This is a genomic window from Rhizobiaceae bacterium, from assembly GCA_023953845.1.
GTDB lineage: Bacteria > Pseudomonadota > Alphaproteobacteria > Rhizobiales > Rhizobiaceae > Arvimicrobium.
In genome coordinates, this window is sequence record JAMLJC010000001.1 from 3,695,779 (window position 1) to 3,719,967 (window position 24,189).

Genomic DNA, 24,189 nt, shown 5'->3' on the forward strand with positions numbered 1-24,189 from the left:
CACTTTCGTGGCGTACGATTCGTGACTAAATAGCAGGCGCTGCGGGTCTCTCGCGGCGCCTGATTTGCTTTGCCCGGGACCCCGCCTATGATGCGTCAATATGAGCTTGTCGAGCGCGTGCAGCGCTACAAGCCCGACGCCAACGAAGCCTTGCTCAACAAGGCCTATGTCTACGCGATGCAGAAGCACGGGCATCAGCGTCGCGCCTCCGGCGATCCGTATTTCTCGCATCCGCTCGAAGTCGCGGCGATCCTGACCGACATGCATATGGACGAGGCGACCATCGCGGTCGCCCTTCTCCATGACACGATCGAGGACACGACCGCGACGCGGCAGGAGATAGACGAGCTTTTCGGACCGGATCTCGGACGGCTGGTCGAGGGGCTGACCAAGCTGAAGAAGCTCGATCTCGTATCCAAGAAGGCGGAGCAGGCAGAGAACCTGAGAAAGCTCCTGCTGGCGATCGCCGAGGACGTCCGCGTCCTCCTCGTCAAGCTCGCCGACCGCCTGCACAACATGCGGACGCTGGATCATATGCGGCAGGACAAGCGCCTGCGCATCGCCGAGGAGACGATGGAGATCTACGCGCCTCTCGCCGGCCGCATGGGCATGCAGGGCGTGCGCGAGGAACTCGAGGATCTGGCCTTCCGCCACATCAATCCCGAGGCCTACAAGACCGTGACCGAAAGGCTGGCGGAAGTGGTCGAGCGCAGCCAGAGCGTGATCGGCGAGATCGAGGCCACGCTTTCGCGGGTTTTCGAGAAGTACGCGATCAGGGCGTCCGTGAAGAGCAGGCAGAAGAAGCCATGGTCCGTTTTCCGCAAGATGGAGACGAAGGGTCTGTCCTTCGAGCAACTGTCCGATATCATCGGTTTTCGCGTGCTCGTCGACACGGTCGAGGATTGCTATCGGGCGCTCGGCGCCATCCACACCTCGTGGTCCATGGTTCCGGGCCGCTTCAAGGATTACATCTCGACGCCGAAGCAGAACGACTACCGCTCGATCCACACCACCATCGTCGGTCCGTCCAAGCAGCGCATCGAACTCCAGATCCGCACGAAGGAGATGAACACAATCGCCGAATACGGCGTCGCCGCCCATGCCGTATACAAGGATACGCCGCCGGAAGCGCTTGGCATTGGCCATACCCTGTCCAAGGACACCAACGCCTATGCCTGGCTGCGGCATACGATCGAACAACTGGCTGAAGGTGACAATCCGGAGGACTTCCTCGAAAACACCAAGCTGGAGCTTTTCCAGGATCAGGTGTTCTGTTTCACGCCAAAGGGACGGCTGATCGCCCTGCCGCGCGGGGCGACGCCTATCGACTTCGCCTATGCCGTCCATACCGAGGTCGGCGATACCTGCGTCGGCGCCAAGATCAACGGCCGCACCATGCCGCTGATGACCGAGCTCAAGAATGGCGACGAGGTCGAGATCATCCGTTCCAGGGCGCAGACGCCGCCGGCGGCCTGGGAGTCGATGGTCGTCACCGGCAAGGCCCGCGCCGCGATCCGCCGGGCGACCAAGAATGCCGTGCGCAAGCAGTACTCCGGCCTCGGCGCGCGCATCCTCGAACGGGCTTTCGAGCGTGCCGGCAAGACCTTCCAGAAGGAGCAGCTCAAGCCGGTCCTGCATCGTCTGGCGCGCAGGGACATCGAGGACGTGCTGACCTCGGTCGGACGGGGCGAACTGGCTTCGGCGGACGTGCTCAGGGCGGTGTTCCCGGACTACAAGGACGAGCGCGTGACGCCGTTGCCCCAGAAGCCGCGCGAGGAAGGCTGGTTCAACATCCGCAACGCCGCCGGCATGCTGTTCCAGCTTCCCGGCCTGGCGAAGAGCCGCAGCCGGAGCGACGGCCGCGAAGACGGCGCCGTGCCGATCCGCGGGGTGAGAGGCGATCTGCCGGTGAAATTCGCTCCCGAGGGCGCGGTGCCGGGCGACCGCATCGTCGGCATACTGCAGCCCGGCGCGGGCATCACCATCTACCCAATCCAGTCGCCTTCCCTCGTCGCCTTCGACGACCAGCCCGAGCGCTGGGTCGATGTGCGGTGGGACATCGACGAGGGTATGAAGGAGCGTTTCCCGGCCCGCATCTCCGTCACGGCGATCAATGCGCCGGGCTCGCTTGCCGAGATCGCGCAGGTAATCGCGACCAACGACGCCAACATCCACATGCTGTCGATGGTGCGCACCGCTCCGGATTTCACCGAGATGCTGGTCGACCTCGAAGTGTGGGACCTGAAGCACCTCAATCGCCTGCTTTCTCAGCTCAAGGAAAACTCGGCCGTGAGCGGCGTGCGGCGCGTGAACGGCTAGGAAAGAGTGCATGGACACGACTGAAGTTCTCGACATCTTCCGTTCGGCCGGAGCGGTGCTCGAAGGCCATTTCATCCTCACCTCCGGCCTGCGCAGCCCGGTGTTCCTGCAGAAGGCGCGGGTGTTCATGCATGCCGACAAGACGGAGCGGCTCTGCAAGGCGCTGGCGGAAAAGATCCGCGCGAACGTGTCCGGCCGCATCGACTATGTCGTTGGGCCTGCGGTCGGCGGTCTTATTCCGGCTTACGAAACCTCGCGCCATCTCGGCGTACCCGCGATCTGGGTAGAGCGCGAGGCCGGGGAGTTCCGCCTGCGGCGCTTCGAGATCGAGCCCGGCGCGCGTGTCGTGATCGTCGAGGACATCGTGACGACCGGCCTGTCGATCCGCGAAACGATCGACTGCCTGCGCAAGCTCGGTGCGGATGTGGTCGCGGCGGCCTGCATCATCGACCGCTCGGCCGGCAAGACCGACGTCGGCGTGCCGCTGATCGCGCTCGCCGAATATGAGGTTCCGGCCTATCCGGCGGACCAGCTGCCGCCCGATCTGGCGAAGATACCGCCCGTAAAACCCGGCAGCCGCAACATATGATCCTCGGCATCGGCAGCGATTTGATCGACATCAGGCGAATCGAGCAGACGCTGGAGCGCCACGGCGACCGCTTCATCGCCCGCGTCTTCACCGAGATCGAGCGAGCCCGTTCCGAGCGCCGCAAGCAGCGCGCGGCTTCATACGCCAAGCGCTTCGCCGCCAAGGAAGCGTGCTCCAAGGCGCTCGGCACCGGTCTGGCGCGCGGCGTATTCTGGCGCGACATGGGCGTCGTCAACCTGCCGGGCGGCAAGCCGACCATGCACCTGACGGGGGGCGCGGCCGACATCCTGGCCCGGCTGACGCCGCCGAGACACCGCGCGCTCATCCATCTGACCATCACGGATGATTTCCCTCTGGCGCAGGCATTCGTGATTATCGAGGCGCTGCCCGTCGAAGAATAGCCATCATCGTCTGTGACCTCGCGCCCGCGTGAACGGGAAGGCGTTGCCCGCGACGGTCCGAGCCGCTAAGACGAACCCCACCCGGAAATTGAGGAAGATATGAGCGTGGCCGAAAAGACCCAGAAGAAGGCCGGCGGTTTGGGCGAAACCGTCAGCGTGATCCTGCAGGCGCTTGTTCTCGCGCTCATCATCCGCACCTTCCTTTTCCAGCCCTTCTCGATTCCGTCCGGTTCCATGCGTCCGACGCTGCTGGAAGGCGACTACCTCTTCGTCACCAAATGGGCATACGGATATTCGCGTTACTCGCTGCCGTTCAGCCCGAATCTCTTTTCTGGCCGCATCTGGGGCAGCGAGCCGGAGCGCGGCGAGGTCGTGGTGTTCAAATACCCGCCAAATCCGTCGCTCGACTATATCAAGCGCGTTATCGGCCTGCCGGGCGACGTTATCCAGATGCGCGGCGGCCAGCTCTTCATCAATGGCGAGGGCGTTCCGCGCGAAAAGACCGGGCAGATCGACAATCCCGATATCACGGAGACGACCGGGCCGGTGGATGTCTATCGCGAGACGCTGCCCAATGGCGTGAGCTACGACACGCTCGACCTGACGCCTAACGGCATCGGCGACGACACGCGCGAATATGTCGTGCCGCCCGGCCATTATTTCATGATGGGCGACAACCGAGACAATTCGACGGACAGCCGTTTTGCGGTGGGCTTCGTGCCTTATGAAAACCTTGTCGGTCGGGCAAACATCATCTTCTTCTCGATTGCGGGTGGCTCCAGCCCGCTCGAAATCTGGAAGTGGCCCACCGAGATGCGGCCGACGCGTTTGCTCAACTTCGTCAAGTGATGGCGCTCAAACGGCCAAAGGGCGATGCGCTGGCGGTGGAGATTGCCGCCCGCACCGGATACGCTTTTCGCGACGTCGGCCTGCTGCGACGCGCGCTGACGCATTCCAGCGTGCGCGGCAAGGTCGGCGACGACAACGAGCGTCTCGAATTCCTGGGCGATCGCATTCTCGCTTTGGTGGTTGCGGACATGCTGTTCCGTGCCTATCCGAATGCCGCGCAGGGTGAACTTGCCGTGCGGCTCAGCGCGCTGGTCAGCGGCGACGCCTGTGCCGAAGTGGCCGAGGAGATCGGTATCGTCGATTTCATCCATGCCGACGCGGCCGTTAAGGGCGCTCAGGGCCGCAAGGCAAAGAACGTCCGGGCCGATGCGGTCGAGGCGCTGATCGCCGCGATCTATCTGGACGGAGGGCTGGAAAAGGCTGCGGCCTTCATCCTCGGCATCTGGGAACGACGCGCGCAGAAGGCTGTACGCGCGATCCGCGATTCCAAGACCATGCTGCAGGAATGGCTGGCGCAGAAGGACAGTGCGCGACCGGTTTACGTGATCGTGGGTCGCGAGGGGCCGGATCATGAGCCGGTCTTCACCGTCGAGGTTCAGGCGCCGGGTTTCGTTGCGAGTGTCGGCAGGGGCCGTTCGCGGCAGGCGGCGGAGCAGGCGGCCGCCGCTGCCTTCCTCGCACGCGAGGGCGTGACCGCCGAAACGGAAGAGCCCGCATGAGCGACCCCGAAGCAGATCTGCGAGACTTTGCGGAAAAAGCCGGGACCCGCTCCGGTTTCGTCGCCCTGATCGGCGCGCCGAACGCCGGCAAGTCGACGCTGGTCAACCAGCTTGTCGGCGCAAAGGTTTCCATCGTCACGCACAAGGTGCAGACGACCCGCGCCATCGTGCGCGGCATCGCCACATACGACAATGCGCAGATCGTCTTCGTCGACACGCCGGGCATCTTCAAGCCGCGCCGCCGGCTCGATCAGGCGATGGTGACGACCGCCTGGGGCGGCGCCAGGGATGCCGATGTCGTGCTGGTGCTGATCGATGCCGAGCGCGGCATCCGCGGTGACGCGGAGGCGCTTCTGGAAAATCTCGAAGGCGTGCGGCAGCCGAAGATTCTGGTCCTCAACAAGATCGACCGCGTCAGTCGCGAAACCCTGCTTGCGCTCGCAGCCGATGCCAATCAGCGCGTTCCGTTCGAGCGCACCTTCATGGTCTCGGCGCTGACCGGCTCCGGCTGCGGCGACATCCTCGATTATCTGGCGAAGACGCTTCCGGCCGGCCCCTGGTACTATCCCGAGGATCAGATTTCCGACCTGCCGATGCGCCAGCTCGCGGCCGAGATCACACGAGAGAAGCTCTATCTGCGGCTGCATCAGGAATTGCCCTATTCCTCCCATGTCGAAACGGAGAAATGGGAGGAGAAGAAGGACGGCTCGGTGCGTATCGAGCAGGTCATTTACGTCGAGCGTGACAGCCAGAAGAAAATTATGCTCGGCCACAAGGGCGAGACCATCCGCGCCATCGGGCAGGCGGCGCGGCAGGAGATCGGCGAAATCCTCGAACAGAAAGTCCATCTCTTCCTGTTCGTGAAGGTTCGCGAAAACTGGGGCGACGACCCCGAACGCTATCGCGAGATGGGGCTGGAATTTCCCGGCTGAGGCGAACCTCGACGCTCTGCGAGGTAACTCCATCGCGAACCGTCTTGTCGCGTCGCCGCAGTCGCTTATGGTGACTCGCCGAGTTCAGGGGAGCGAAAATGACCATCAGAATCGGAGTGATCGGCACGGGCGTCATGGGCGCGGGACACGCATCCATGCTCGCCTCGCAAATCGCCGGATGCGAGGTCGTTGCCGTCGCCGATGCCGACGAAGCGCGCGCAAAGGTCGTGGCCGGCAAGGTTGGCGCGGCTCGTGTCTTCAGCGACGGAAAGGCCCTGATCGGCGATACGGGCGTGGATGCAGTGGTGGTCGCATCGCCTGATCCCACACATCACCCGCTGGTCATGGAGTGCCTGCGTCAGGTGAAGCCGGTGCTCTGCGAAAAGCCGCTCGGCACGAATTCGACGGAATGCCGCGAGATCGTTGAAACGGAGATGCGTTCCGGCCGCCGGCTGGTGCAGGTGGGCTTCATGCGCCGTTTCGATCCCGGATATGAAGCGGTGAAGGCGGCGCTGACGGAAGAACGCCATGGCTTGCCTCTGTTCCTCCATTGCATCCACCGCAACGCCGTGGCTGCGTCCTACACGACTTCGGAAGCGATCATCCTGAACACGGCCGTGCATGAAATCGACGCCGCGCGTTTCCTGCTGGGCGAGGAATTCGTCAGCGCGACCGTGCGAGGGACGCGCGCGACCCGTTCGGCGCCGTCGCGCACGCCCCAGTTCCTGCTGCTGGAAACAGCCTCCGGCGTTCTGGTGGACATAGAAGCCTTCGTCGATGCGCAATATGGCTACGATGTCCGGGCCGAACTGGTTTGCGAGAAGGGCGCCATGTCGCTTGCCCAGACGCATGCGGTGCGGACGTGGTCCTCCGGTACTGTCGGCAACTCGCTCTATGCGGACTGGATGGGCCGTTTCGACGACGCGTACCGCCGCGAGTTGCAGGCCTGGGTGCAGTCGATTCGCTCGTGGAAGGCCGTCGGAGCCTCCGCCTGGGACGGCTATGTTTCGACCCGCACGGCGGAACTCTGTCTCGAAGCCTATCGCAGCCGGCAGACCGTGACGATCGATATCGAGGAGAGACCGGCGTTCTACGCCTGACCTCGCGGAGCTTGCATCCGCGCCGTCTAAGCTTGATTTGCCGCCCCGCCGGTGAAAGGCTCTGTTCATGGAGTGGCGCGACGAGGGAATCGTTCTCGGTACGAGGAAGCATGGCGAGTCCAGCGCCATCCTCGAAGTGATGACCCGTGCGCATGGCCGGCACCTCGGTCTGGTGCGGGGAGGGCGCTCCAGAAAGCAGCAGCCGATGCTGCAGGCCGGCAATCTGGTCGAGATTATCTGGCGTGCGCGGCTGGACGAGCATCTTGGCATCTTCCAGGCGGAACCGCTTGAGCTCAACGCCGCCCGGCTCTTCGACAGCGCCTCGGCGATCTATGCGATCCAGACGCTTGCCGCCCATCTGCGGCTTTTGCCGGAACGCGATCCTCATGCCGCGCTATACGAGGCGTTGAAGGTGATGATCGGCCATCTGGACGAACCTGTCGCCGCCGCCGAACTCGTCGTGCGCTTCGAACTGCTGATCCTCGAGGAACTCGGCTTCGGGCTCGATCTCCTGACCTGCGCGGCGACGGGCGCACGGGAGGATCTGGCCTATGTGTCTCCGAAATCCGGACGCGCGGTCAGCCGCTCCGCCGGCAGGCCGTGGCATGACCGGATGCTGCCGCTTCCAGCCTTTCTGCGCGTGGGTTCGGGCATGCGCGCCGACCGGCAGGCGCTCGAGGAGGCTTTCCGGATGACCGGTTTCTTCCTCGACCGCAGCGTTTACGAACCGCGCGGCATCAGCCCGCCGGAGGCGCGCGCCGGCTTTCTCGGCGCGCTCGCCAGGCATTTCTCGCGACAGAATGCACTCGACGGAAACACCGCCGCATGACTCCGGTTGAACTCTATCCCGGCCGCATCGCGCCGATGGGCGTGGGCACGATTCCTCTGGGCGACCTTGCGCTCTATGGCGGGCTGGAATTGCTGCAGCGCCTGATCGACGGCCGCTATCCGGCCCCACCGATGGCGGCGACGTTGGGCTTCACGCTCACCGGCGCATCCGAGGGGCGCGTCGTGTTCCATGGCATGCCCGGGGCAAACCATCTCAATCCGCTGGGCGGCGTGCATGGCGGCTGGGCGGCTACGATCATGGACTCGGCGCTGGGCTGCGCCGTGCACTCCACGCTCAATGTCGGCGAGGCCTATACCACGGCCGAGTTCAAGGTGAATCTCACGCGGCCCATCACGCCGAATACCGGCGAAGTGGTCTGCGAGGGCAGGGTGGTGCATCGCGGCCGGACGCTCGCCGTGTCGGAGGCGACCCTCAAGGACAGGGACGGCAAACTACTCGCCTTCGGCACTGAAACCTGTTCGATCTTTCCTGTCGGCAGCCTTCCGCCGCGGTCCTAGACCGCCAAACGGAGAATCCGAATCTCGACATCTTCCTGTATAGGATTGTCGGGGGCTCAGGATCTTACAGGCGGAGGGGTGCCATGTTCGAGAGTTTCATCGGACTGGTCTTGATCGTGGCGCTTATTGCCGCGGCGATCTGGTTCAACGTGCGTCTCACACGCATGGAGCGCGAGCACAAGGCGCTGTTGTCCTTCGTGCTGTCGAGCCAGCATCCTGGTCCGCAGCCGGCGGGGAACGTTTCCCACGCCAGTGAGACGGCCGCCGTGTCCGAAGCCCAGCCGGAGCAGGTTTCGCATCAGGCGGCCGCCCCCGTGCAAACGCCGCCATTGGAGCCGGCCGAAACCTCTTTGTTTGACGTGCCGCCGTCGGAAGCCCCGGCTTCGGCAGGAGCCGCGCCGGTCGAGCCGGTAGCACCGGACGCGCCGATCCCCGGGACTTCCGGCAGTGCGCCGACCGCCCCCTTCATGCCGCCACGGCCGAAGCGTGACGTGGAAACCGCGCTCGGCACCCGCTGGGCGGTCTGGGTCGGCGGGCTCGCGCTGGCGCTCGGCGGCGTCTTTCTGGTGCGCTATTCCATCGAGGCAGGCTTCTTCGGTCCCGCCGCGCGGCTGATCATGGCCGTGATTTTCGGCCTTCTGCTTCTGGCCGGCGGTGAATTCATCCGCCGCACCGGGTTCAAGGTGCCGATAGAAGGCGAGGTCGGCGCCTTTATTCCCGCCATCCTGACGGCGGCCGGCGCATTCACGCTGTTCGCCGCGATCTATGCGGCGCACGGTATCTACGGCTTCATCGGACCGGCGACGGCGTTCATTCTGCTTGGCGTGGTCGGGGTCGCAACCGTCGTGATGGCGCTCATCCACGGTCAGGCGCTCGCCGGGCTCGGGCTGCTCGGCTCGCTGGTCACGCCGATCCTCGTGGCGTCGGACGCGCCGAATCACTGGGCCCTGTTCGGCTACCTCGCGATCGTGCTCGTGGCCGCGACGGCGGTCGCGCGCGTCCGCCTGTGGGCTTTCCTCGCAATTTCGGCCTTCGTCGGCATCGGCATCTGGACTTTGCTCTACCTCGAAGGAACGGGCGTCGGCGAGACCAGCCTCTCGATCGTGCTGTTCATCAGCGTCGTCAATCTGGCCACGCTTACCCTGATCTGGCTCGGCGACGTCGTCGGCGAGCGGGGCAAGGGCCGCCCGGATACAGACGGGCCGTCCATCGCCGCCGCGCTGTTCCTTGGCCTCGGTCTGCTGCCGCTCTGCAACGACACGTCGCTCCAGCCGGGCGGGATCGTCCATGCCGGGATCATCGTCGCGGGCATGGTCGCGGCGGCCGTCTGGCGAAGCGCCGCGCTGCCGCTGTTCTTCGGCGCCGGAACGGCGATCGTGCTCACCTATCTTCGCCCGGTGCTTTCGGGCACCTTCTCGTTTGACCTCTATGGCGAGACGCTCACGATCTATGGCCTGCCTTCCGTGCCTCCGGTCGAGCGGGTAAGCCTGTTCGGCTGGCTTTTCGCGGCATTGTTCCTGGCGGCGGGCGTCTATAAGGCCCGTGCGCTGGTTGCCGGGCAGAGGAAGCGCGCCGCTTTCTGGGCAGGCTGGGCGGCTGCAGCGCCGGTCGTCGTCGCCATCTGCCTCTGGATCACATTAGGCAATCTCGACCGCGATTATGTCTATGCGGCAACGGCGCTCGCGGTGACGTTGCTCCTTGCAGCGTCCGCAGAATGGGTGGCGCGCGCCGAACAGCCGCCGCTGGCGGGCGGCGCGGCGGTCTCGGCACTGCTGGCAGGCTCGGCCGCAGCGGCAGCGGCTTTCTTCCACATGGCGTTCGGGGCGCTCCTCACCACAGTGTTGATCGGCGCCGCAGCTATCATTCCGGCATTGGCGACGCGCCATCGCTCCTATCCCGCGCTTGGCTGGCTCGCCGTCGGCGCGGCGATTGTGGTGATTGCCCCCGTGGCTTTCGACCCGACCATCGTCGGAGATATGGCGCTCGGGCATACACCCGTCTTCAATGCGCTGCTGCCCGGCTACGGCATTCCGGCGCTTGCCTTCGCCTTCGCCGCCTGGCAACTCGCACGCACAACGGATGGCCGGCCGCGTCTCGCTATGGAAGCCGCCGCGGTTCTGTTCGCCTTGCTCGCGGTCGGCATGCTGGTTCGCCATGCCATGAATGGCGGCGTCATCTACGCGCTGGAATACACGCTCGCCGAGCAGGCGATCTACACGCTGATGGCGTTCGGCGCGGGCGCGATGCTGATCGCCATCGATCGCCGCTCGCCGAGCGCGGTGATGAATTACGGCTCCATCGCCTTCGGCGTGATCTCGGTCGCAATGGCGGTGTTGCAGCACTTCCTGCTGCTCAATCCACTGTTCACCGACGAGTCGACCGGGGGTATCCCGCTCTTCAACCTGCTGCTCCTCGCCTATCTGCTGCCGGCGCTCGCTGCCGGCGGGCTGGCGCTCTATGCGCGGGGTAAGCGGCCTTACTGGTACGCCGCGATGCTAGGTCTGCTCGCGGCTGTGCTCGCCTTCGCCTATGCGACGCTTTCCGTTCGGCGATGGTTCCAGGGCGAGTTCATCGGCCTGTGGCGCGACATGAGCCAGCTTGAAACCTACACCTATTCTGCGGTGTGGCTGGCGCTCGGCGTGGCGATCCTGGTCGTCGGCGTGACGCTGAGGTCCTATGTGCTCCGTGTTGCGTCCGCCGTGCTGATAGCTGTGGCTGTCGCAAAGGTCTTCCTGTTCGACATGTCGGAACTGGAAGGCGTGCTGCGGGCGTTGTCCTTCATCGGGCTCGGCGCGGTGCTCATCGGCATCGGCCTGTTCTACCAGCGCTTGCTGACCCGCCAGAAGGTGGCGGAGCTCCAGCCGGATACTACTCCGCAGCAGTGAGCGCAGGTCGGTCGACCGGACGTTCGGCGATCGGCAGGTGCACGATCGCCGCGAACAGGCCGAGAATGACGCTCAGCCACCACACCGGATCGTACGATCCGAAATGGTCGTAGAGATAGCCGCCCAGCCAGACGCCCAGGAACGAACCGATCTGGTGCGAGAAGAAGACGATGCCGCCGAGCATTCCGAGGTGCCGCGTGCCGAACATGATGGCGACGAGTCCGTTGGTCGGCGGCACGGTCGACAGCCACAGCAGGCCCATGATGGCGGCGAAGACGATGACCGTCGTCGGCGTTTGCGGGAGAAGCAGAAACACGGTGACGAGGATCGAGCGGCCCAGATAGATGAGGCTCAGGAAATAAGGCTTCGAATAGCGTTGGCCGATGACGCCGGCGCTCAGCGAGCCGATGATGTTGAAGAAGCCGATCAGCGCCAGCGCGATGACGGCGTAGCGGGCGTCTATTCCGAGGTCGCCGATATAGGCCGGGAAGTGCGCCGTAATGAAGGCGACCTGAAATCCGCAGACGAAGAAGCCGGAGGTCAGGAGCAGGTAGCTGCGGTGTCTCAATGCCTCGCGCAAGGCTTCGCCTGCCGTCTGCTTGAAGGCGGTCTGGCCGACGACGCCGCTGCTTGAATTGCCGCGCAGCGGGATCGCGAGGAAGGGCATGACGAGCATCATCGCAGCCATGATGATCAGCGATTGATGCCAGCCGAAGGCCGAGATGAGTCCCTGTCCGAGAGGGGCGAACAGGAACATGCCGGCGGAGCCCGCCGCCGTGCCGAGGCCGAAGACGAAGCTGCGGCGCTCCGGCGCGACGTTGCGCGCGAAGGCGGCGAGCACGATGCCGAAGGACCCCGCCGCGACGCCGAGGCCGACCAGCAGACCGCCGCCGAGATGCAGCATTCCCGGTGTCGGCGACCACGCCATTATGACCAGCCCGGCGGCATACATGATGCCGGAGAGCGCAAGCACCCGCCACGTACCGTATTTGTCGGCCAATGCGCCGAAGAGCGGCGTGCCGAAACCCCAGGCGAGATTCTGGATCGCCATCGCCAGACCGAATGTGGTGCGATCCCAGCCTTTTTCCGCGAGCATCGGAAGCTGGAAGAACCCCATCGCCGAGCGGGGTCCGAATGTCAGCGCGGCGATCGCGCAACCACAGGCGATGATGAGCCACGGCAGGGAGCTACCCGGCTTGGATGTCGCGGTGGCAGTGGCCATGGTATTTCCCTTCGAACAATCAGTCAGGGTTTATCCGGAACGGCGCCCCTCCGACAAACGAATTGGTCTGCTCGGTGCGTCAATTTCGTTGATGCGTAGGCATGGACGCCCGGCTGGAATAATCTGGCGGCAAGACGCGTTTCAAGCATATCGCGCGGCGGATCGGCATGGACGACAGGAAATCGGCGATTCTTGCGGAGATACCGCGACTGCGGCGCTACGCGCAGGGCCTGGTGCGTGAGCGCGACAAGGCGGACGATCTCGTGCAGGACACGCTGGAACGGGCTTTGGCCCGCATGGATAACTGGCGGGTTGGCGAAAGTCCGCGACGCTGGCTCTTTACGATCATGCACCATCTTTTCATCGATCAGGTCAGGAAGATCGCGCGGCGCGGGGAGAAGGCGATGCTGCCGCTCGATTCCAACGAGGCGCTTTCCGCGCCGGCGGACCAGTTCGACGCCATGGCGACGCTGGACATTATGGATTCGCTCCAGGCGATCGCGCCGGAGCGGCGCGCCGCGCTTCTGATCGTGGGCGTCGAGGGTTTCTCCTACGCGGAAGCAGCCACCATCCTCGGCATTCCCGCCGGTACGCTGATGTCGCGCATCTCGCGCGGCCGTGACGATCTTCGCGCCCTGCTCGACGATGCCACGCGCCGCCGCAACATAAGGGTCGTCGAGAAATGACCCGGCGCGACTTCACCGAGAACGACATCCACCTGGCCCTCGACGGCGAGATGCCGGCCGAGGAGCGCGCCGCCTTCGACCATTGGCTTCATTCGAATCCCGAGATGAAGGCGCGCAGCCTGCGTTTCGCGGAGGATCGTGAGCGTTTGCGACAGGCTCTCAGCGGCATAGCGGGTGAACCCGTGCCCTACCGGCTTCAGCATGTGCTCAGCGAGGGTCGGCCCTCCGGCCGCGCAGGGCGATGGCTGCAGGCGGCTGCGGCGGCAGTCATCTTCGTGGCCGGTGCGCTTGGCGGTTACGGCGTCGGTCTCTGGCAGAGGCCGACCGCTCAACACGACCGCGCATTCGTCAACAGCGCGATACAGGCCCACGACATGTATGCAGCCGAAAAACTGCATGTAGTCGAGGTGAAGGCGGATCAGCGCGACCACCTGCTCGGCTGGCTGTCGAAACGGGTCGGTGTCCAGCTGGTCGCGCCGGACCTCTCCGCGCAGGGCTATGACCTCATCGGTGGTCGGCTGCTGCCCGACGCCGGCAAGGCGGCGGCGCAATTCATGTACCAGAACGCCGACGGCGAACGCGTTTCGCTCTACGTCACGAAGGAGCCGGAGCGCTCGCAGACAGGTTTCAAATCCGTCGTCGAGGGTTCGACGCGCGCCTTCTACTGGATGGATGACGACTATGGATGCGCCGTGGCGGGCGTTACGCCGGAGAAGACGCTGGCCTCCATCGCCGACAGCACCTACCGCCAGTATCTCGCAGCAGAATCGCGTTGAGGCGTCAGCCGCGCTTCCGATCCTTTTCGATCTGCTCGAAGCGCCGCAGAAAGGCGATTTCCATGCGTCTTACCGGCAGCGGCGCGAGATCCGTCGGTCCGAGCACGATGCCGGCCGGGCGACCAAAGAATTTCGTGGCCTCTCCGATGGCGAAGCCGGCGAGCAGCGTCGCCTCGAAATAGGCAGCGATCTGGTCCGCGCGCTTGATTTCCTTTCTGAGCTTTTCGCTCTCGGCCGCGGCGAGGGAAAAGCGCAGGTGGATCGCGCGATGCAGCCTCTCCTCGACCAGCTTGTAGCCGCCGCCGACCACGGCCTTGAAGGGTGAGATCATGTCGCCGATGACATATTCCGGGGCATCGTGCAGCAGCGCGACAAGGCGTTCTTCGGGCAAGGCGTCCGGCCGCCGCCGCGAGAAGATCTGTTCCACCAGCAGCGAATGCTGGGCCACGGAAAAGGCGTGGTCACCGACGGTCTGGCCGTTCCAGCGGGCGACGCGGGCAAGACCGTGCGCGATGTCGGAAATCTCGACGTCGAGCGGGGAGGGGTCGAGCAGGTCGAGGCGGCGGCCGGACAGCATGCGCTGCCACGCGCGCGGCGGAGCGGTGGGGCGATCCGGCATCAGGCGCCGTCCGCCGGGGCCGCTTCGGGGAAGGTGAAATCGGCCCAGGCGGGGATCGCCAGCGTGATGGGCACGTCCCCGGCGAGAACCGGCGTGCCGGCATCGATCGCTTCCTTTACCCGGTCGATGCGTACGATCGCGAGCGCATCGCCACCGACGACGCTGCCAAGCGTTCCGATCTCCCTTCCACCGGCTGTGACGGGCGTGCCGGAAGCCGGCAAGGTGGAACCGCTCTTCGCGATCAGCGCACGGCGGCGGGCAGTGCCGCGATGCTTCATGCGCGACACGACCTCCTGGCCGACATAACAACCCTTTCCGAAGCCGACGCCGTCATTCTGGTCGAGCAGCACGTCATGTGGGAAGGCGTCCGAGAGCGCGTAGTCGGAGCCGCTTTCGGTGACGCCATGCGCGATGCGTAAAGCGGTCCATGCCTCAATCCCGGACGTCGCGCCGGCTTGTCCATCATAGCTTCGCCGCACCGGCACGTCGCGGAAACGCGTGTCGACAAACCAGTGCGCGCTTGAATCATTTTCTGAAGAAGTGGAATCATTCTCCCATGCGACGGCGACATCCACCTGATCCTGCTTGATGATCTCCGCTTTCGCACGCAGCTTGTAGAGCGTCAGTCGTTTGGCGAAATCCGCCGCGATGTCAGCGCGGACGTCGAGGCGGAGCCCGTCTTCGCCCGCGCGGGAGACCAGAAAGTCGAACAGGATCTTGCCCTGCGGCGTGAGCAGGGCGCCGGGCTTCATCTCTCCGGCTTTCAGGGCATCGAGATCCGTGGTGATCACGTTCTGCAACAGATGCTCGGCGTCGGGGCCGGCAACGGTGACAAGGGCGCGGTCCGTGAGCCGGACGATGGGCATGGCGGCATCTCGCTTGCATTGGGGCCGGCCATTACGTAAGCCGCGTCAACTTCCGGAGCAAGGGCATGGCCGCGACCTATGATCTGATCCTGAAAGACGGCACCGTCGTCAATCACGACGGCAAGGGCGTGCGCGACCTTGGCGTGCGCGGCGGGCGGATCGCGGCAATCGGAGACCTCGGGCAAGCCAGCGCCGCCGAGACGATCGACTGCCGAGGCCTGCATGTGCTGCCGGGAGTGGTCGACAGTCAGGTGCATTTTCGCGAGCCGGGACTGGAGCACAAGGAGGATCTGGAGACAGGTTCGCGCGCCGCCGTGCTCGGCGGCGTCACCGCGGTCTTCGAGATGCCGAACACCAAGCCGTTGACGACGAGCGAGGAAGCGCTTGCCGACAAGGTGCGCCGGGCCACGAACCGCATGCACTGCGATTTTGCCTTCTGGGTCGGTGGAACGCGCGAGAATGCCAGGGACGTCGGGGAACTGGAGCGCCTGCCGGGTGCGGCGGGCATCAAGGTGTTCATGGGATCGTCCACCGGCGACCTGCTGGTCGAGGATGACGAGGGGGTTGCCTCGATCCTGAGGAACACGCGTCGACGCGCAGCTTTCCACTCGGAGGACGAGTTTCGCCTGCGCGAGCGTCTGGGCGAGCGCATCGACGGCGATCCGTCGTCGCATCCCGTGTGGCGCGACGAGATTGCGGCCTTGCAATGCACGCAACGGCTTGTCGCCATTGCCCGCCGTGCCCGCGCCCGCATTCATGTGCTGCATATCTCGACCGCCGAGGAGATCGCCTTCCTCGAGGATCAGAAGGACGTCGCTACCTGTGAGGCGACGCCGCACCATCTGACGCTAAGCGCCAAGCATTATGCCACGCTCGGCAACCTTATCCAGATGAACCCGCCGGTGCGTGACGCACGCCATCGCGACGGCGTCTGGCACGGTATCCGGAATGGCGTCGTGGACGTTCTCGGCTCCGACCACGCGCCGCATACGCTGGAGGAGAAGGCAAAACCCTATCCCGCTTCGCCCTCCGGCATGACCGGCGTGCAGACGCTGGTGCCGATCATGCTCGACCACGTCAACGCCGGTCGTCTCACCATCGAGCGCTTCGTTGACCTTTCCAGCCACGGCCCGCAGCGCATTTTTGGCATGGCGCTCAAGGGCCGCATCGCTGCCGGCTACGAGGCCGACTTTACCATTGTGGACCTGAAGCGTCAGGAGACGATCGCAAACGAGCAGGCCGGCTCACGCGCCGGCTGGACCCCCTATCATGATCGCACGGTCACCGGCTGGCCGGTGGGCACCGTCGTGCGCGGCAGGCGCGTCATGTGGGAAGGCGAGATCGTGACGCCGGGGCAGGGGCAGCCGGTTCTCTTTTCCGAAGCCTTGCCCGGCTGAGCCGCGCCGATCAATCGCCGGCGATGAAGAACGACCACTTGCCGTCGGGCGTGATGCCGATGCGGTAGAAGATATAGGCGCCATAGGCCTTCATGTCGTCGTAGTCGCCGGCGGTGATGATCTTGAACAGTTCCACGCGCTGCGGCGCCGTCAGCTTGTCCAGCGGCACGGCGAAGAAATACGGCCAGATATAGAGGTCGTTCGGCGTGCCGGCATCCATATGGACATAGCCCGCCGAAAGCACTTCCTCCAGAATGGCGAGGATTTCCTGCCCCTCTTCGTCGCCGGCAAGCTCCTTGAGGTAGGCGATCGGATCGCCACTGATGCCGCCGAGCGCCAGCTGAGTCTGCTCGTCGCCTGAACCGAGCAACGGACGCAGCCTTTCGAGGTCGCCGCTCTTCGCCGCTTCGAGAATCCGATCGCGCAGGTTTTGCACCGGTTCGGGCAGCTTTGTGAGATCGTACTGGATCTCCGGCAGCGGCTCGTCCGGTTCCGCCTCGGTCCCGTCGGGTTCCTGTGGCGGCTGCTGATCGTCGGGCGGGCTGGTTTCGGCGGGCTCTTCCGTATCCGGCTTCTCCGTTTCGGAACTGCCGGGCGGTTGCACGGGATCGGGCGTCGGCACCGTCTGCTCGGGCGCGGCCTGTCCCGGCGGCGTGCCCGTGGCCGGAGGAGGCAACTCCTCGCGCTGGATCTCGCTCAGGGCCAGTACCGGGGCGGTTGCACCCATGAGCGACGTGGCGAAGAGAAGCGCTGCGCCAGCCCACAAGGCCAGCCCCGCCCGAAATCTTCTGCAACGTCTCTCCGCGTTCATGCTTGCCGGCGTCATGGATCGCTCTCCGACCTCGTGACCTTCGATCGGATCGGAGCATACACGATTGGTGAAGGTATGAAGTCGCCCTAATGCCGCAACCGCTGCGGTTCGAAGTCTCCGGCGATGACTTTTTCGCGCATGCGGTCCAGAAGCAACAGTGCAGCGGCCTCGCCATTGCTGCGCAGGAATTCCGAGAAGGCGGTGGCAAGCGCCGCCTCGGCCACTATTTCGGGCTCGATTCCCGCCGAAATGCTGTCTGCCCAGGCTTCGCTGTGGCTTTCGACTGCAGTCAGACGCTTTTCCTCGCGGACGAGTGCGTCCAGTTCGCTGGCGCTCGGCTCGGCACTCAACTCATTCACCCTTTCATGCCCGGCGCCGGATCGGCGCAATTTGAGCAATCCCTTTAATGTCCCGTTAATACTTGTAGCACAACCGGCGTCGGACACATCCTCGACATTGCTGAAAAAGTAAACAGTGTCTTAATTGCCATATCTCGCGGCAACGTCCCGTGTCAGGGCCTCGCCCTCCTTCATGTAACGGCGGATGGATTCCACGGCCGAAGCCGTGCATGTGGCATAAACCGCTTCGAACGAGCGGTAGCCGCGATTGAAGCTAGCCACGAAACGCGCGCGACGCTGCGCGTCCGGATTCTCGGTTTCGAGCAGCCGCTCCATTTCCTTGCGCCAGGCATCGCCGGATTCCCCGCACAGGTTGCGCAGGTAGTGAAGGGAGCCGAGCACTTCGGCGAGACGAAGCAGGTTCTGCTCGTAGGGTGCCTCGACCGCCGCCGAAGGCTGCGTCATGCCGAGCGCGGCCAGCATTGCCAGAATGATCGAAGCCCTTGCCATAAGCCCTTGTGGAAAAAGAATTTGTCAGCCGCAAGGCGGCGCGGTCTGCGCCCCTGGCGTCAACAAGCGCTCCACGATCTCGAAAACACTGCCGGTCAGCGGCATGCCGCGCGCTTCCTCGACGGTAAAAAAGCCCGCCGATTCCGCGTCGTCGCCGACGGCGAGCTCGCCCGAGGGATCGAAGCCGCGAAAGACGGTCAGCCGGAAAGCATGTGGCGAATGGCCGCCTTCGGCCGGTATGGAAATCGACACGATGGGCTCGACGCGCGCGACTTCCAGCCCGGTTTCTTCCTTCAGTTCCCGGCGCGCTGCATCCTCGAGAGTCTCACCCGGCTCAACCTTCCCGCCGGGAAATGCGTAAAGGCCCTTGGCCGGCGCGCGGCCGCGCCGCACCAGGAGTGCCTTCCCGTGATGCGCCACGGCCACCGATACGGCCGGAATCTCCCGCATCCCGCTGCTCGTCTCTTTTTCCAAAGCCGCCAACTGCCCATTGCGAAGCGATGTTCGAGACACCACCATAGGGAGGCGCTGCGTTGCCGCAAGCCGGAAAGCGCAGCCGGCGCAGGGAGACGGAAACATGTGCGGACGATTTGCGCTGAGCCTCACGCCCACGGACATCGAAACCCTGTTCGGCGTTGCGGATGTCGAGCCGTTCCCGCCGCGCTATAATATTCCGCCGACCGAGCCGATCATGATGGTGATCCGCGATCATCCGAGACCGCCGGGATCGAATCTGCCGGAAAATCGCGTGATGCTCGTGCGTTGGGGCTTCATCCCCGCCTGGGCGAAGGACCCGAGGCAGTTGCCGCTGCTCATCAATGCGCGTTCCGAGACGGCCATCGAGAAGGCCACGTTCCGGGCCGCCATGCGGCACAGGCGGACACTGGTGCCGGCTTCGGGCTTTTATGAATGGAAGAGGGAGGACGGTGGAAAGGCCCAGCCTTACTGGGTGCGTCCGCGCAAGGGCGCTTTCGTCGCCTTCGCGGGGCTAATGGAAACCTATGCCGACCCGGGAGGCTCGGAGATCGATACCGGCGCGATCCTGACGACCGCATCGAGCGGCGAGATCGCGTCCATCCATGACCGCGCCCCCGTGGTGATCGAACCGAAGGATTTTGCGCGCTGGCTGGACTGCCGCAACTATGAGCCGCGCGACGTCGCGGATCTCATGCGTCCGGCCGCACCGGACTTCTTCGAGGCCATACCGGTGTCAGACAGGGTCAACAAAGTCGCCAACAAGGGACCGGACCTGCAGGAGCGAGTGGAGATTCCAAACCGCAATCCGGCGCCGAAAGCCGAAAAACCTCCCAGGGACGACGACCAGATGAATCTCTTCTAAAGATCGTCCGTCGACGGGAGATGATCCGTGCCGAGGTCAGGCCACTTTCGGCTTGCGGATCGGGCTCTTCTTGACGTGCATCAGCGCCGCTGCCACGGCGGCAGGGCCAATAGCGCGATAGTGCTTGGTGATCGAAGCCATTTGCTTGCGCAGACGATCTGCTTCGATTTTGGTCGGTGACATTTTTCTTCCCTGGCGTCAGTTGGGTACGTGCAACGGCAAATGGTGTCCGATTCCGACAAAATCGTGACATCGTATGTGTTTTGCCGGCGTCGTTCCCTTGTTCTTGTTCCTGCATGTTTAATCAAATCTTACCAATGCCGATTCCACCAGCCGTTCTCCGGGAAATCCGGCGATTGCGTCCTGGCGGCAACACTTGCGTCTTGACGACGACAACACGCCCGGCGATAACGCCGCCCATGAAGACGCCGCTCTGCATTTGCGGGATTTGCATTATTGGCTAGCGCCAGCGCTGGTCCGGTCGTTTTCGCCTTCTCTCGACAGATAGAACAAAACGCAGCGGGCCAGCCGGCCTGACGGTATTGCCGCTATGCTTTGCTGCGGGAACGCGGAACGCGACCGGGATTGCGATGTCTGAGACGCCACGGGAATTGCGCCTTTACAACACGCTGACGCGATCGAAGGAGGTGTTTCGCCCCATCGATCCGGCCAATGTGCGCATGTATGTCTGCGGCCCCACGGTCTACGACTTCGCTCATATCGGCAATGCGCGTCCGGCGATCGTCTTCGACGTTTTGTTCAGGCTGCTCCGCCATCTGTACGGCGGGAGCCATGTCACCTATGTCCGCAACATCACCGACGTGGACGACAAGATCAACGCGCGCGCGTTGCGGGACTTCCCCGAACTGCCGCTGAATGACGCCATCCGGCGCGTCACGGAGACCACCAACAACCAATACCAGAAGGACGTCGCGGCGCTGGGTTGCCTGCCGCCGACCTACCAGCCGCGCGCGACGGAATTCGTGCTGCCGCGCGCCGACGGCAAGGCCGACATGGTGACGTTGATTCAAAGCCTGATCGATCGCGGCCATGCCTATGTCGCGGCTGGAGAAGTCCTGTTCGACACGGCGTCCATGGCCGACTACGGCCAGTTGTCGAGGCGGCGGCTGGACGAGCAGCAGGCCGGCGCGCGCATCGAGGTGGACGCACACAAGAAGAACCCGGGCGATTTCGTGCTCTGGAAGGAATCGTCCGCCGAAGAACCTGGCTGGGACGCCAGCTTCCGGCTTGCCAGTGGCGAGACCGCCGCGATCCGTGGCCGCCCCGGCTGGCACATCGAATGCTCCGCCATGTCCGCCGCCTATCTGGGCGAGGTCTTCGATATCCATGGCGGCGGACTGGACCTGATCTTCCCTCACCACGAGAACGAGATCGCCCAGTCGCGTTGCGCGCATGGCACGCCGGTGATGGCGAACTATTGGATGCACAACGGCTTCCTGCAGGTCGAAGGCCGCAAGATGTCGAAGTCGGAAGGCAATTTCGTCACCATCAACGAATTGCTGGAAACCGAAAAATTCGGCGGCCGCAAATGGCCGGGCGAGGTGCTGCGGCTGGCGATGCTGATGACGCATTATCGCGAACCGATCGATTTTTCGGTGCGCAAGCTGGAAGAGGCGGAGAACACGCTGCGCAAGTGGAAACGCGCAGCCGATCTCGCGTCCGGTCCCGCCGGCGAGGTATCTGAGGCGGTGATCGCGGCGCTTTGCGACGACCTCGGCGCCTATGCCGCGTTTCAGGTGCTCAACGACCTCGCCGCGGAGGCGACGAATTCGCCCGAAGCGGCGCGTGAGCTGAAATCGAGCCTGGCGTTCCTCGGTTTCGATGTCGCTTCGGCGGTGGCCGACGAGACCGGCATCGCGCGAAAGATCGCCGATCGGCTGCGGCTTATCCGAGAGAAGAACTGGCCCGAAGCAGACCGCATCCGCTACGAGCTTCTGGCCGAGGGCATCCAGTTGAAGGACGGCAAGGACCCGGCGACCGGCGAGCGTGTCACGAGCTGGGAGATAAAGAGGTGAGGGCAGTGATGTTTGCGGAACAGTGCTTCCTTGCCGGCGGCCTTTGTCCGCATATCGTCGGGGCGCCGCAAATCCCGTTCGATGCTATGCTTGCCGCGACGCACGCGGAGGACTCTCATCCATGATCGACCATACCGGCATATCGGTTTCCGATTGGGCGAAATCGAAGGCTTTTTACGACGCGGCGTTCGCGCCTCTGGGCGCCAGCCTGCTCTATATGGTGCCCGAACAATACACCGGCGGCGTCAAGGCGGGCGGCTATGGCCGGGAACGCCCGGTGTTCTGGCTGCATGAGGGCAAGGACGGCGGCCCCGGCCGGCACTACGCCTTCACCGCGAATTCCCGGGCCGAAGTCGATGCCTTCTACGCTGCGGCAATAGCGGCGGGCGGCAGGGACAACGGCAAGCCGGGCCTGCGTCCGCACTACCACCCGGACTATTACGGCGCTTTCGTCTTCGATCCGGACGGCAACAACGTCGAGGCCGTCTGCCACAAGCCGGAGGGCGCCGCATGAGCCTCGACAATCGTCCGCACTACTCCGGCGGATGTCAGTGCGGCGCGGTGCGTTTTCGCGTCGAGGGCAAGCTCGGTGACGCCTCCGTCTGCCACTGCCGCATGTGCCAGAAGGCAAGCGGCAATTTTTACCTGCCTCTGGTTTCCGTTCGGCAGGCGACGCTGACATGGACGCGCGGACAGCCGAAGAAATTCCAGTCATCCAACGTCGCCTATCGTGGTTTCTGCGGCAATTGCGGCACGCCGCTCACCTACGAGGCGCCGGACGGCACGGCGCTGGCGATCGCTGCCTTCGATCACCCCGAGGAAATCCCGCCGACGATCCAGTGGGGCACCGAGGCGAAGCTGCCCTATGTGGACGGCATCCCGAAGCTGCCGGGAGAGGAAACCATGGCGGATCAGGAGGCGGCGAGCTTCCTCGCGCGGCTGGTTTCCTATCAGCATCCCGACCACGATACCGAAACCTGGCCTCAGGAGGACTAAACATGAGCGAGGAAATGGCGCGCGCCGGCGGTTGCCAATGCGGCGCGGTGCGCTTTCGCATCCGCGGCGAGCTCGGCCGGCGCTCGCTCTGCCATTGCCGCATGTGCCAGAAGCAGTTCGGCTCGTTCTTCGGCGCCTTTGTCAACGCTCCTGGCGGCGTCGAGTGGACCCGCGAGACGCCAAGCTGGTTCCAGTCTTCGGTGAATATCGAGCGCGGTTTCTGCGCGCGCTGCGGGACGCCGCTGTTCTACCGCAATCCAGAGGGTATCGACATCGCTATCGGCGCTTTCGATGAGCGCGACGATCTCGCCCCGACGATCCAGCTCAACCACAAATACCGCTTGCCATGGGTGGAGACGATCTTCGAACAGCCGATCCATGAGGACCCGAGCTATTACACGCAGCAGGAGAAGATCATTTCCTTCCAGCATCCGGACCATGAGACCGAAGGCTGGCCGACGCACGGAATGAAGCTATGAGTTCAGCGCTGCGCACGCTGTATCCTGAGATCGAGCCCTTCGACAGCGGTATGCTCGATGTCGGTGATGGCCATTCCATCTATTGGGAGCGCTGCGGCACGAAAGGCGCCAAGCCGGCAGTCTTCCTGCATGGCGGACCGGGCGGTACGATCTCGCCAAGGCATCGCCGGCTGTTCGATCCGGAGCTTTACGATGTGACCCTTTTCGATCAGCGCGGGTGCGGCAAATCCACACCCAATGCCTCGCTGGAAGCCAACACGACGTGGCATCTCGTGGCTGACATCGAGCGGCTCAGGGAGATGGCGGAGGTCGATAGATGGCTGGTGTTCGGCGGCTCATGGGGATCGACGCTGGCGCTTGCCTATGCCGAAAAGCATCCCGAGCGCGTCAGCGAACTCGTCGTGCGCGGCATCTACACGCTGACCAGGGCGGAGCTCGAATGGTACTATCAGTTCGGCGTGTCGGAGATGTTTCCGGACAAATGGGAGCGTTTTCTGGCCCCGATCCCCGAATCCGAGCGTGGAGACATGATGGCTGCCTACCGGAAGCGTCTGGTCGGCCCTGATCGTCGGGCGCAGCTCGAGGCGGCCAAGGCCTGGAGCATCTGGGAGGGCGAGACGATCACGCTTCTGCCGGAGCCAGCGACGAGCGATCCTTTCGCCGACGAGGACTACGCCGTCGCCTTCGCCCGTATCGAGAACCACTATTTCGTCCATGCCGGCTGGCTGGAGGAGGGGCAGCTCCTGCGTGACGCTCACAAGCTCAGGGGCATTCCCGGGGTCATCGTGCACGGCCGCTACGACATGCCCTGTCCGGCCAGATATGCGTGGCTGCTGCACAAGGCGTGGCCGGACGCGGAATTTCACCTGATCGAGGGAGCGGGACACGCCTATTCGGAGCCCGGCATTCTCGACTGCCTTATTCGTTCGACGGACAAGTTTGCCGGAAAACCAGCATAATATCGGGCCGCCAG

At 64.2% G+C, this 24,189-nt stretch carries 27 protein-coding genes; 19 read left to right on the forward strand and 8 right to left on the reverse strand.

What is annotated here, in order from left to right:
* The first annotated feature begins 87 nt into the window (after positions 1-87).
* The 10 genes from M9955_18220 (at position 88) to M9955_18265 (ending at position 11,141) form a co-directional block, all read left to right on the forward strand.
* Positions 88-2,319, forward strand: coding sequence for a bifunctional (p)ppGpp synthetase/guanosine-3',5'-bis(diphosphate) 3'-pyrophosphohydrolase (locus M9955_18220; protein MCO5083579.1), 2,232 nt, complete (start codon positions 88-90; stop codon positions 2,317-2,319).
* Positions 2,320-2,329: 10 nt separating this feature from the next.
* Positions 2,330-2,908, forward strand: a complete 579-nt coding sequence (pyrE, locus tag M9955_18225; protein ID MCO5083580.1) for an orotate phosphoribosyltransferase — start codon at positions 2,330-2,332, stop codon at positions 2,906-2,908.
* Positions 2,905-3,309, forward strand: coding sequence for a holo-ACP synthase (gene acpS, locus M9955_18230; GenBank protein ID MCO5083581.1), 405 nt, complete (start codon positions 2,905-2,907; stop codon positions 3,307-3,309). Before pyrE ends, acpS begins: the two co-directional genes overlap by 4 nt.
* 99 nt (positions 3,310-3,408) lie before the next feature.
* Positions 3,409-4,158, forward strand: a complete 750-nt coding sequence (gene lepB, locus M9955_18235; GenBank protein ID MCO5083582.1) for a signal peptidase I — start codon at positions 3,409-3,411, stop codon at positions 4,156-4,158.
* Complete coding sequence (gene rnc, locus M9955_18240; protein MCO5083583.1) at positions 4,158-4,877, forward strand: ribonuclease III; 720 nt, start codon at positions 4,158-4,160, stop codon at positions 4,875-4,877. Before lepB ends, rnc begins: the two co-directional genes overlap by 1 nt.
* The gene (era, locus tag M9955_18245) at positions 4,874-5,809 is read left to right on the forward strand and encodes a GTPase Era (protein MCO5083584.1); all 936 of its coding nucleotides are present in this window, start codon (positions 4,874-4,876) and stop codon (positions 5,807-5,809) included. Before rnc ends, era begins: the two co-directional genes overlap by 4 nt.
* Before the next feature lie 98 nt (positions 5,810-5,907).
* Complete coding sequence (locus M9955_18250) at positions 5,908-6,909, forward strand: Gfo/Idh/MocA family oxidoreductase (protein MCO5083585.1); 1,002 nt, start codon at positions 5,908-5,910, stop codon at positions 6,907-6,909.
* A gap of 67 nt (positions 6,910-6,976) precedes the next feature.
* Entirely contained in the window at positions 6,977-7,738 is a 762-nt protein-coding gene (gene recO, locus M9955_18255) for a DNA repair protein RecO (GenBank protein MCO5083586.1), read from the forward strand.
* On the forward strand, positions 7,735-8,256 hold the full coding sequence (locus tag M9955_18260; protein ID MCO5083587.1) for a PaaI family thioesterase: 522 nt from the start codon (positions 7,735-7,737) through the stop codon (positions 8,254-8,256). The genes recO and M9955_18260 overlap by 4 nt, the downstream gene beginning before the upstream one ends.
* A gap of 83 nt (positions 8,257-8,339) precedes the next feature.
* Complete coding sequence (locus tag M9955_18265) at positions 8,340-11,141, forward strand: DUF2339 domain-containing protein (protein ID MCO5083588.1); 2,802 nt, start codon at positions 8,340-8,342, stop codon at positions 11,139-11,141.
* On the opposite strand, the gene M9955_18270 is transcribed toward M9955_18265, so the two are convergent.
* Positions 11,125-12,363 carry an MFS transporter gene (locus M9955_18270; protein ID MCO5083589.1) on the reverse strand — a complete coding sequence of 413 codons (1,239 nt, stop codon included), beginning with the start codon at positions 12,361-12,363 and terminating at the stop codon, positions 11,125-11,127. The genes M9955_18265 and M9955_18270 overlap by 17 nt on opposite strands.
* A 167-nt stretch (positions 12,364-12,530) precedes the next feature.
* Between M9955_18270 and M9955_18275 the strand changes: the two genes are divergently transcribed.
* Together M9955_18275 and M9955_18280 are read left to right on the forward strand one after the other, a co-directional pair.
* Positions 12,531-13,049 carry a sigma-70 family RNA polymerase sigma factor gene (locus M9955_18275; protein MCO5083590.1) on the forward strand — a complete coding sequence of 173 codons (519 nt, stop codon included), beginning with the start codon at positions 12,531-12,533 and terminating at the stop codon, positions 13,047-13,049.
* Positions 13,046-13,825 (forward strand): anti-sigma factor, encoded by a 780-nt coding sequence (locus tag M9955_18280; protein ID MCO5083591.1) that lies wholly within the window; start codon positions 13,046-13,048, stop codon positions 13,823-13,825. The genes M9955_18275 and M9955_18280 overlap by 4 nt, the downstream gene beginning before the upstream one ends.
* Before the next feature lie 4 nt (positions 13,826-13,829).
* On the opposite strand, the gene M9955_18285 is transcribed toward M9955_18280, so the two are convergent.
* Both M9955_18285 and M9955_18290 read right to left on the reverse strand, forming a co-directional pair.
* Positions 13,830-14,444, reverse strand: a complete 615-nt coding sequence (locus M9955_18285; GenBank protein MCO5083592.1) for an HD family hydrolase — start codon at positions 14,442-14,444, stop codon at positions 13,830-13,832.
* A complete protein-coding gene (locus tag M9955_18290) occupies positions 14,444-15,310 on the reverse strand; it encodes a folate-binding protein YgfZ (GenBank protein MCO5083593.1) in 867 nt (288 codons plus the stop codon). Before M9955_18290 ends, M9955_18285 begins: the two co-directional genes overlap by 1 nt.
* A gap of 65 nt (positions 15,311-15,375) precedes the next feature.
* Here M9955_18290 and M9955_18295 point away from each other — a divergent pair, with 65 nt between their 5' ends.
* Positions 15,376-16,707 (forward strand): dihydroorotase, encoded by a 1,332-nt coding sequence (locus M9955_18295; GenBank protein ID MCO5083594.1) that lies wholly within the window; start codon positions 15,376-15,378, stop codon positions 16,705-16,707.
* Between the two features lie 10 nt (positions 16,708-16,717).
* Here M9955_18295 and M9955_18300 read toward each other — a convergent pair whose 3' ends face one another.
* The 4 genes from M9955_18300 to M9955_18315 all read right to left on the reverse strand — a co-directional run bounded on the left by M9955_18300 (position 16,718) and on the right by M9955_18315 (position 18,816).
* A complete protein-coding gene (locus tag M9955_18300; protein ID MCO5083595.1) occupies positions 16,718-17,434 on the reverse strand; it encodes a hypothetical protein in 717 nt (238 codons plus the stop codon).
* A gap of 170 nt (positions 17,435-17,604) precedes the next feature.
* Positions 17,605-17,868: a hypothetical protein gene (locus tag M9955_18305; protein ID MCO5083596.1), complete on the reverse strand. Its 264-nt coding sequence runs from the start codon at positions 17,866-17,868 to the stop codon at positions 17,605-17,607.
* 129 nt (positions 17,869-17,997) lie between these two features.
* On the reverse strand, positions 17,998-18,366 hold the full coding sequence (locus M9955_18310) for a TIGR02301 family protein (GenBank protein ID MCO5083597.1): 369 nt from the start codon (positions 18,364-18,366) through the stop codon (positions 17,998-18,000).
* A gap of 24 nt (positions 18,367-18,390) precedes the next feature.
* Positions 18,391-18,816, reverse strand: a complete 426-nt coding sequence (locus M9955_18315; GenBank protein ID MCO5083598.1) for an NUDIX domain-containing protein — start codon at positions 18,814-18,816, stop codon at positions 18,391-18,393.
* Positions 18,817-18,943: 127 nt separating this feature from the next.
* Between M9955_18315 and M9955_18320 the strand changes: the two genes are divergently transcribed.
* Positions 18,944-19,705: an SOS response-associated peptidase gene (locus M9955_18320; protein ID MCO5083599.1), complete on the forward strand. Its 762-nt coding sequence runs from the start codon at positions 18,944-18,946 to the stop codon at positions 19,703-19,705.
* Positions 19,706-19,741: 36 nt separating this feature from the next.
* Here M9955_18320 and M9955_18325 read toward each other — a convergent pair whose 3' ends face one another.
* Positions 19,742-19,888 (reverse strand): transcriptional regulator, encoded by a 147-nt coding sequence (locus M9955_18325; GenBank protein MCO5083600.1) that lies wholly within the window; start codon positions 19,886-19,888, stop codon positions 19,742-19,744.
* Positions 19,889-20,295: 407 nt separating this feature from the next.
* Between M9955_18325 and cysS the strand changes: the two genes are divergently transcribed.
* From cysS to pip, 5 genes are all read left to right on the forward strand, one after another.
* On the forward strand, positions 20,296-21,741 hold the full coding sequence (gene cysS / locus M9955_18330; protein MCO5083601.1) for a cysteine--tRNA ligase: 1,446 nt from the start codon (positions 20,296-20,298) through the stop codon (positions 21,739-21,741).
* A gap of 121 nt (positions 21,742-21,862) precedes the next feature.
* The gene (locus M9955_18335; protein MCO5083602.1) at positions 21,863-22,255 is read left to right on the forward strand and encodes a VOC family protein; all 393 of its coding nucleotides are present in this window, start codon (positions 21,863-21,865) and stop codon (positions 22,253-22,255) included.
* Positions 22,252-22,737: a GFA family protein gene (locus tag M9955_18340; protein MCO5083603.1), complete on the forward strand. Its 486-nt coding sequence runs from the start codon at positions 22,252-22,254 to the stop codon at positions 22,735-22,737. Before M9955_18335 ends, M9955_18340 begins: the two co-directional genes overlap by 4 nt.
* A gap of 2 nt (positions 22,738-22,739) precedes the next feature.
* Positions 22,740-23,216, forward strand: coding sequence for a GFA family protein (locus M9955_18345; protein MCO5083604.1), 477 nt, complete (start codon positions 22,740-22,742; stop codon positions 23,214-23,216).
* A complete protein-coding gene (pip, locus tag M9955_18350) occupies positions 23,213-24,175 on the forward strand; it encodes a prolyl aminopeptidase (protein ID MCO5083605.1) in 963 nt (320 codons plus the stop codon). Before M9955_18345 ends, pip begins: the two co-directional genes overlap by 4 nt.
* Positions 24,176-24,189: the final 14 nt, after the last annotated feature.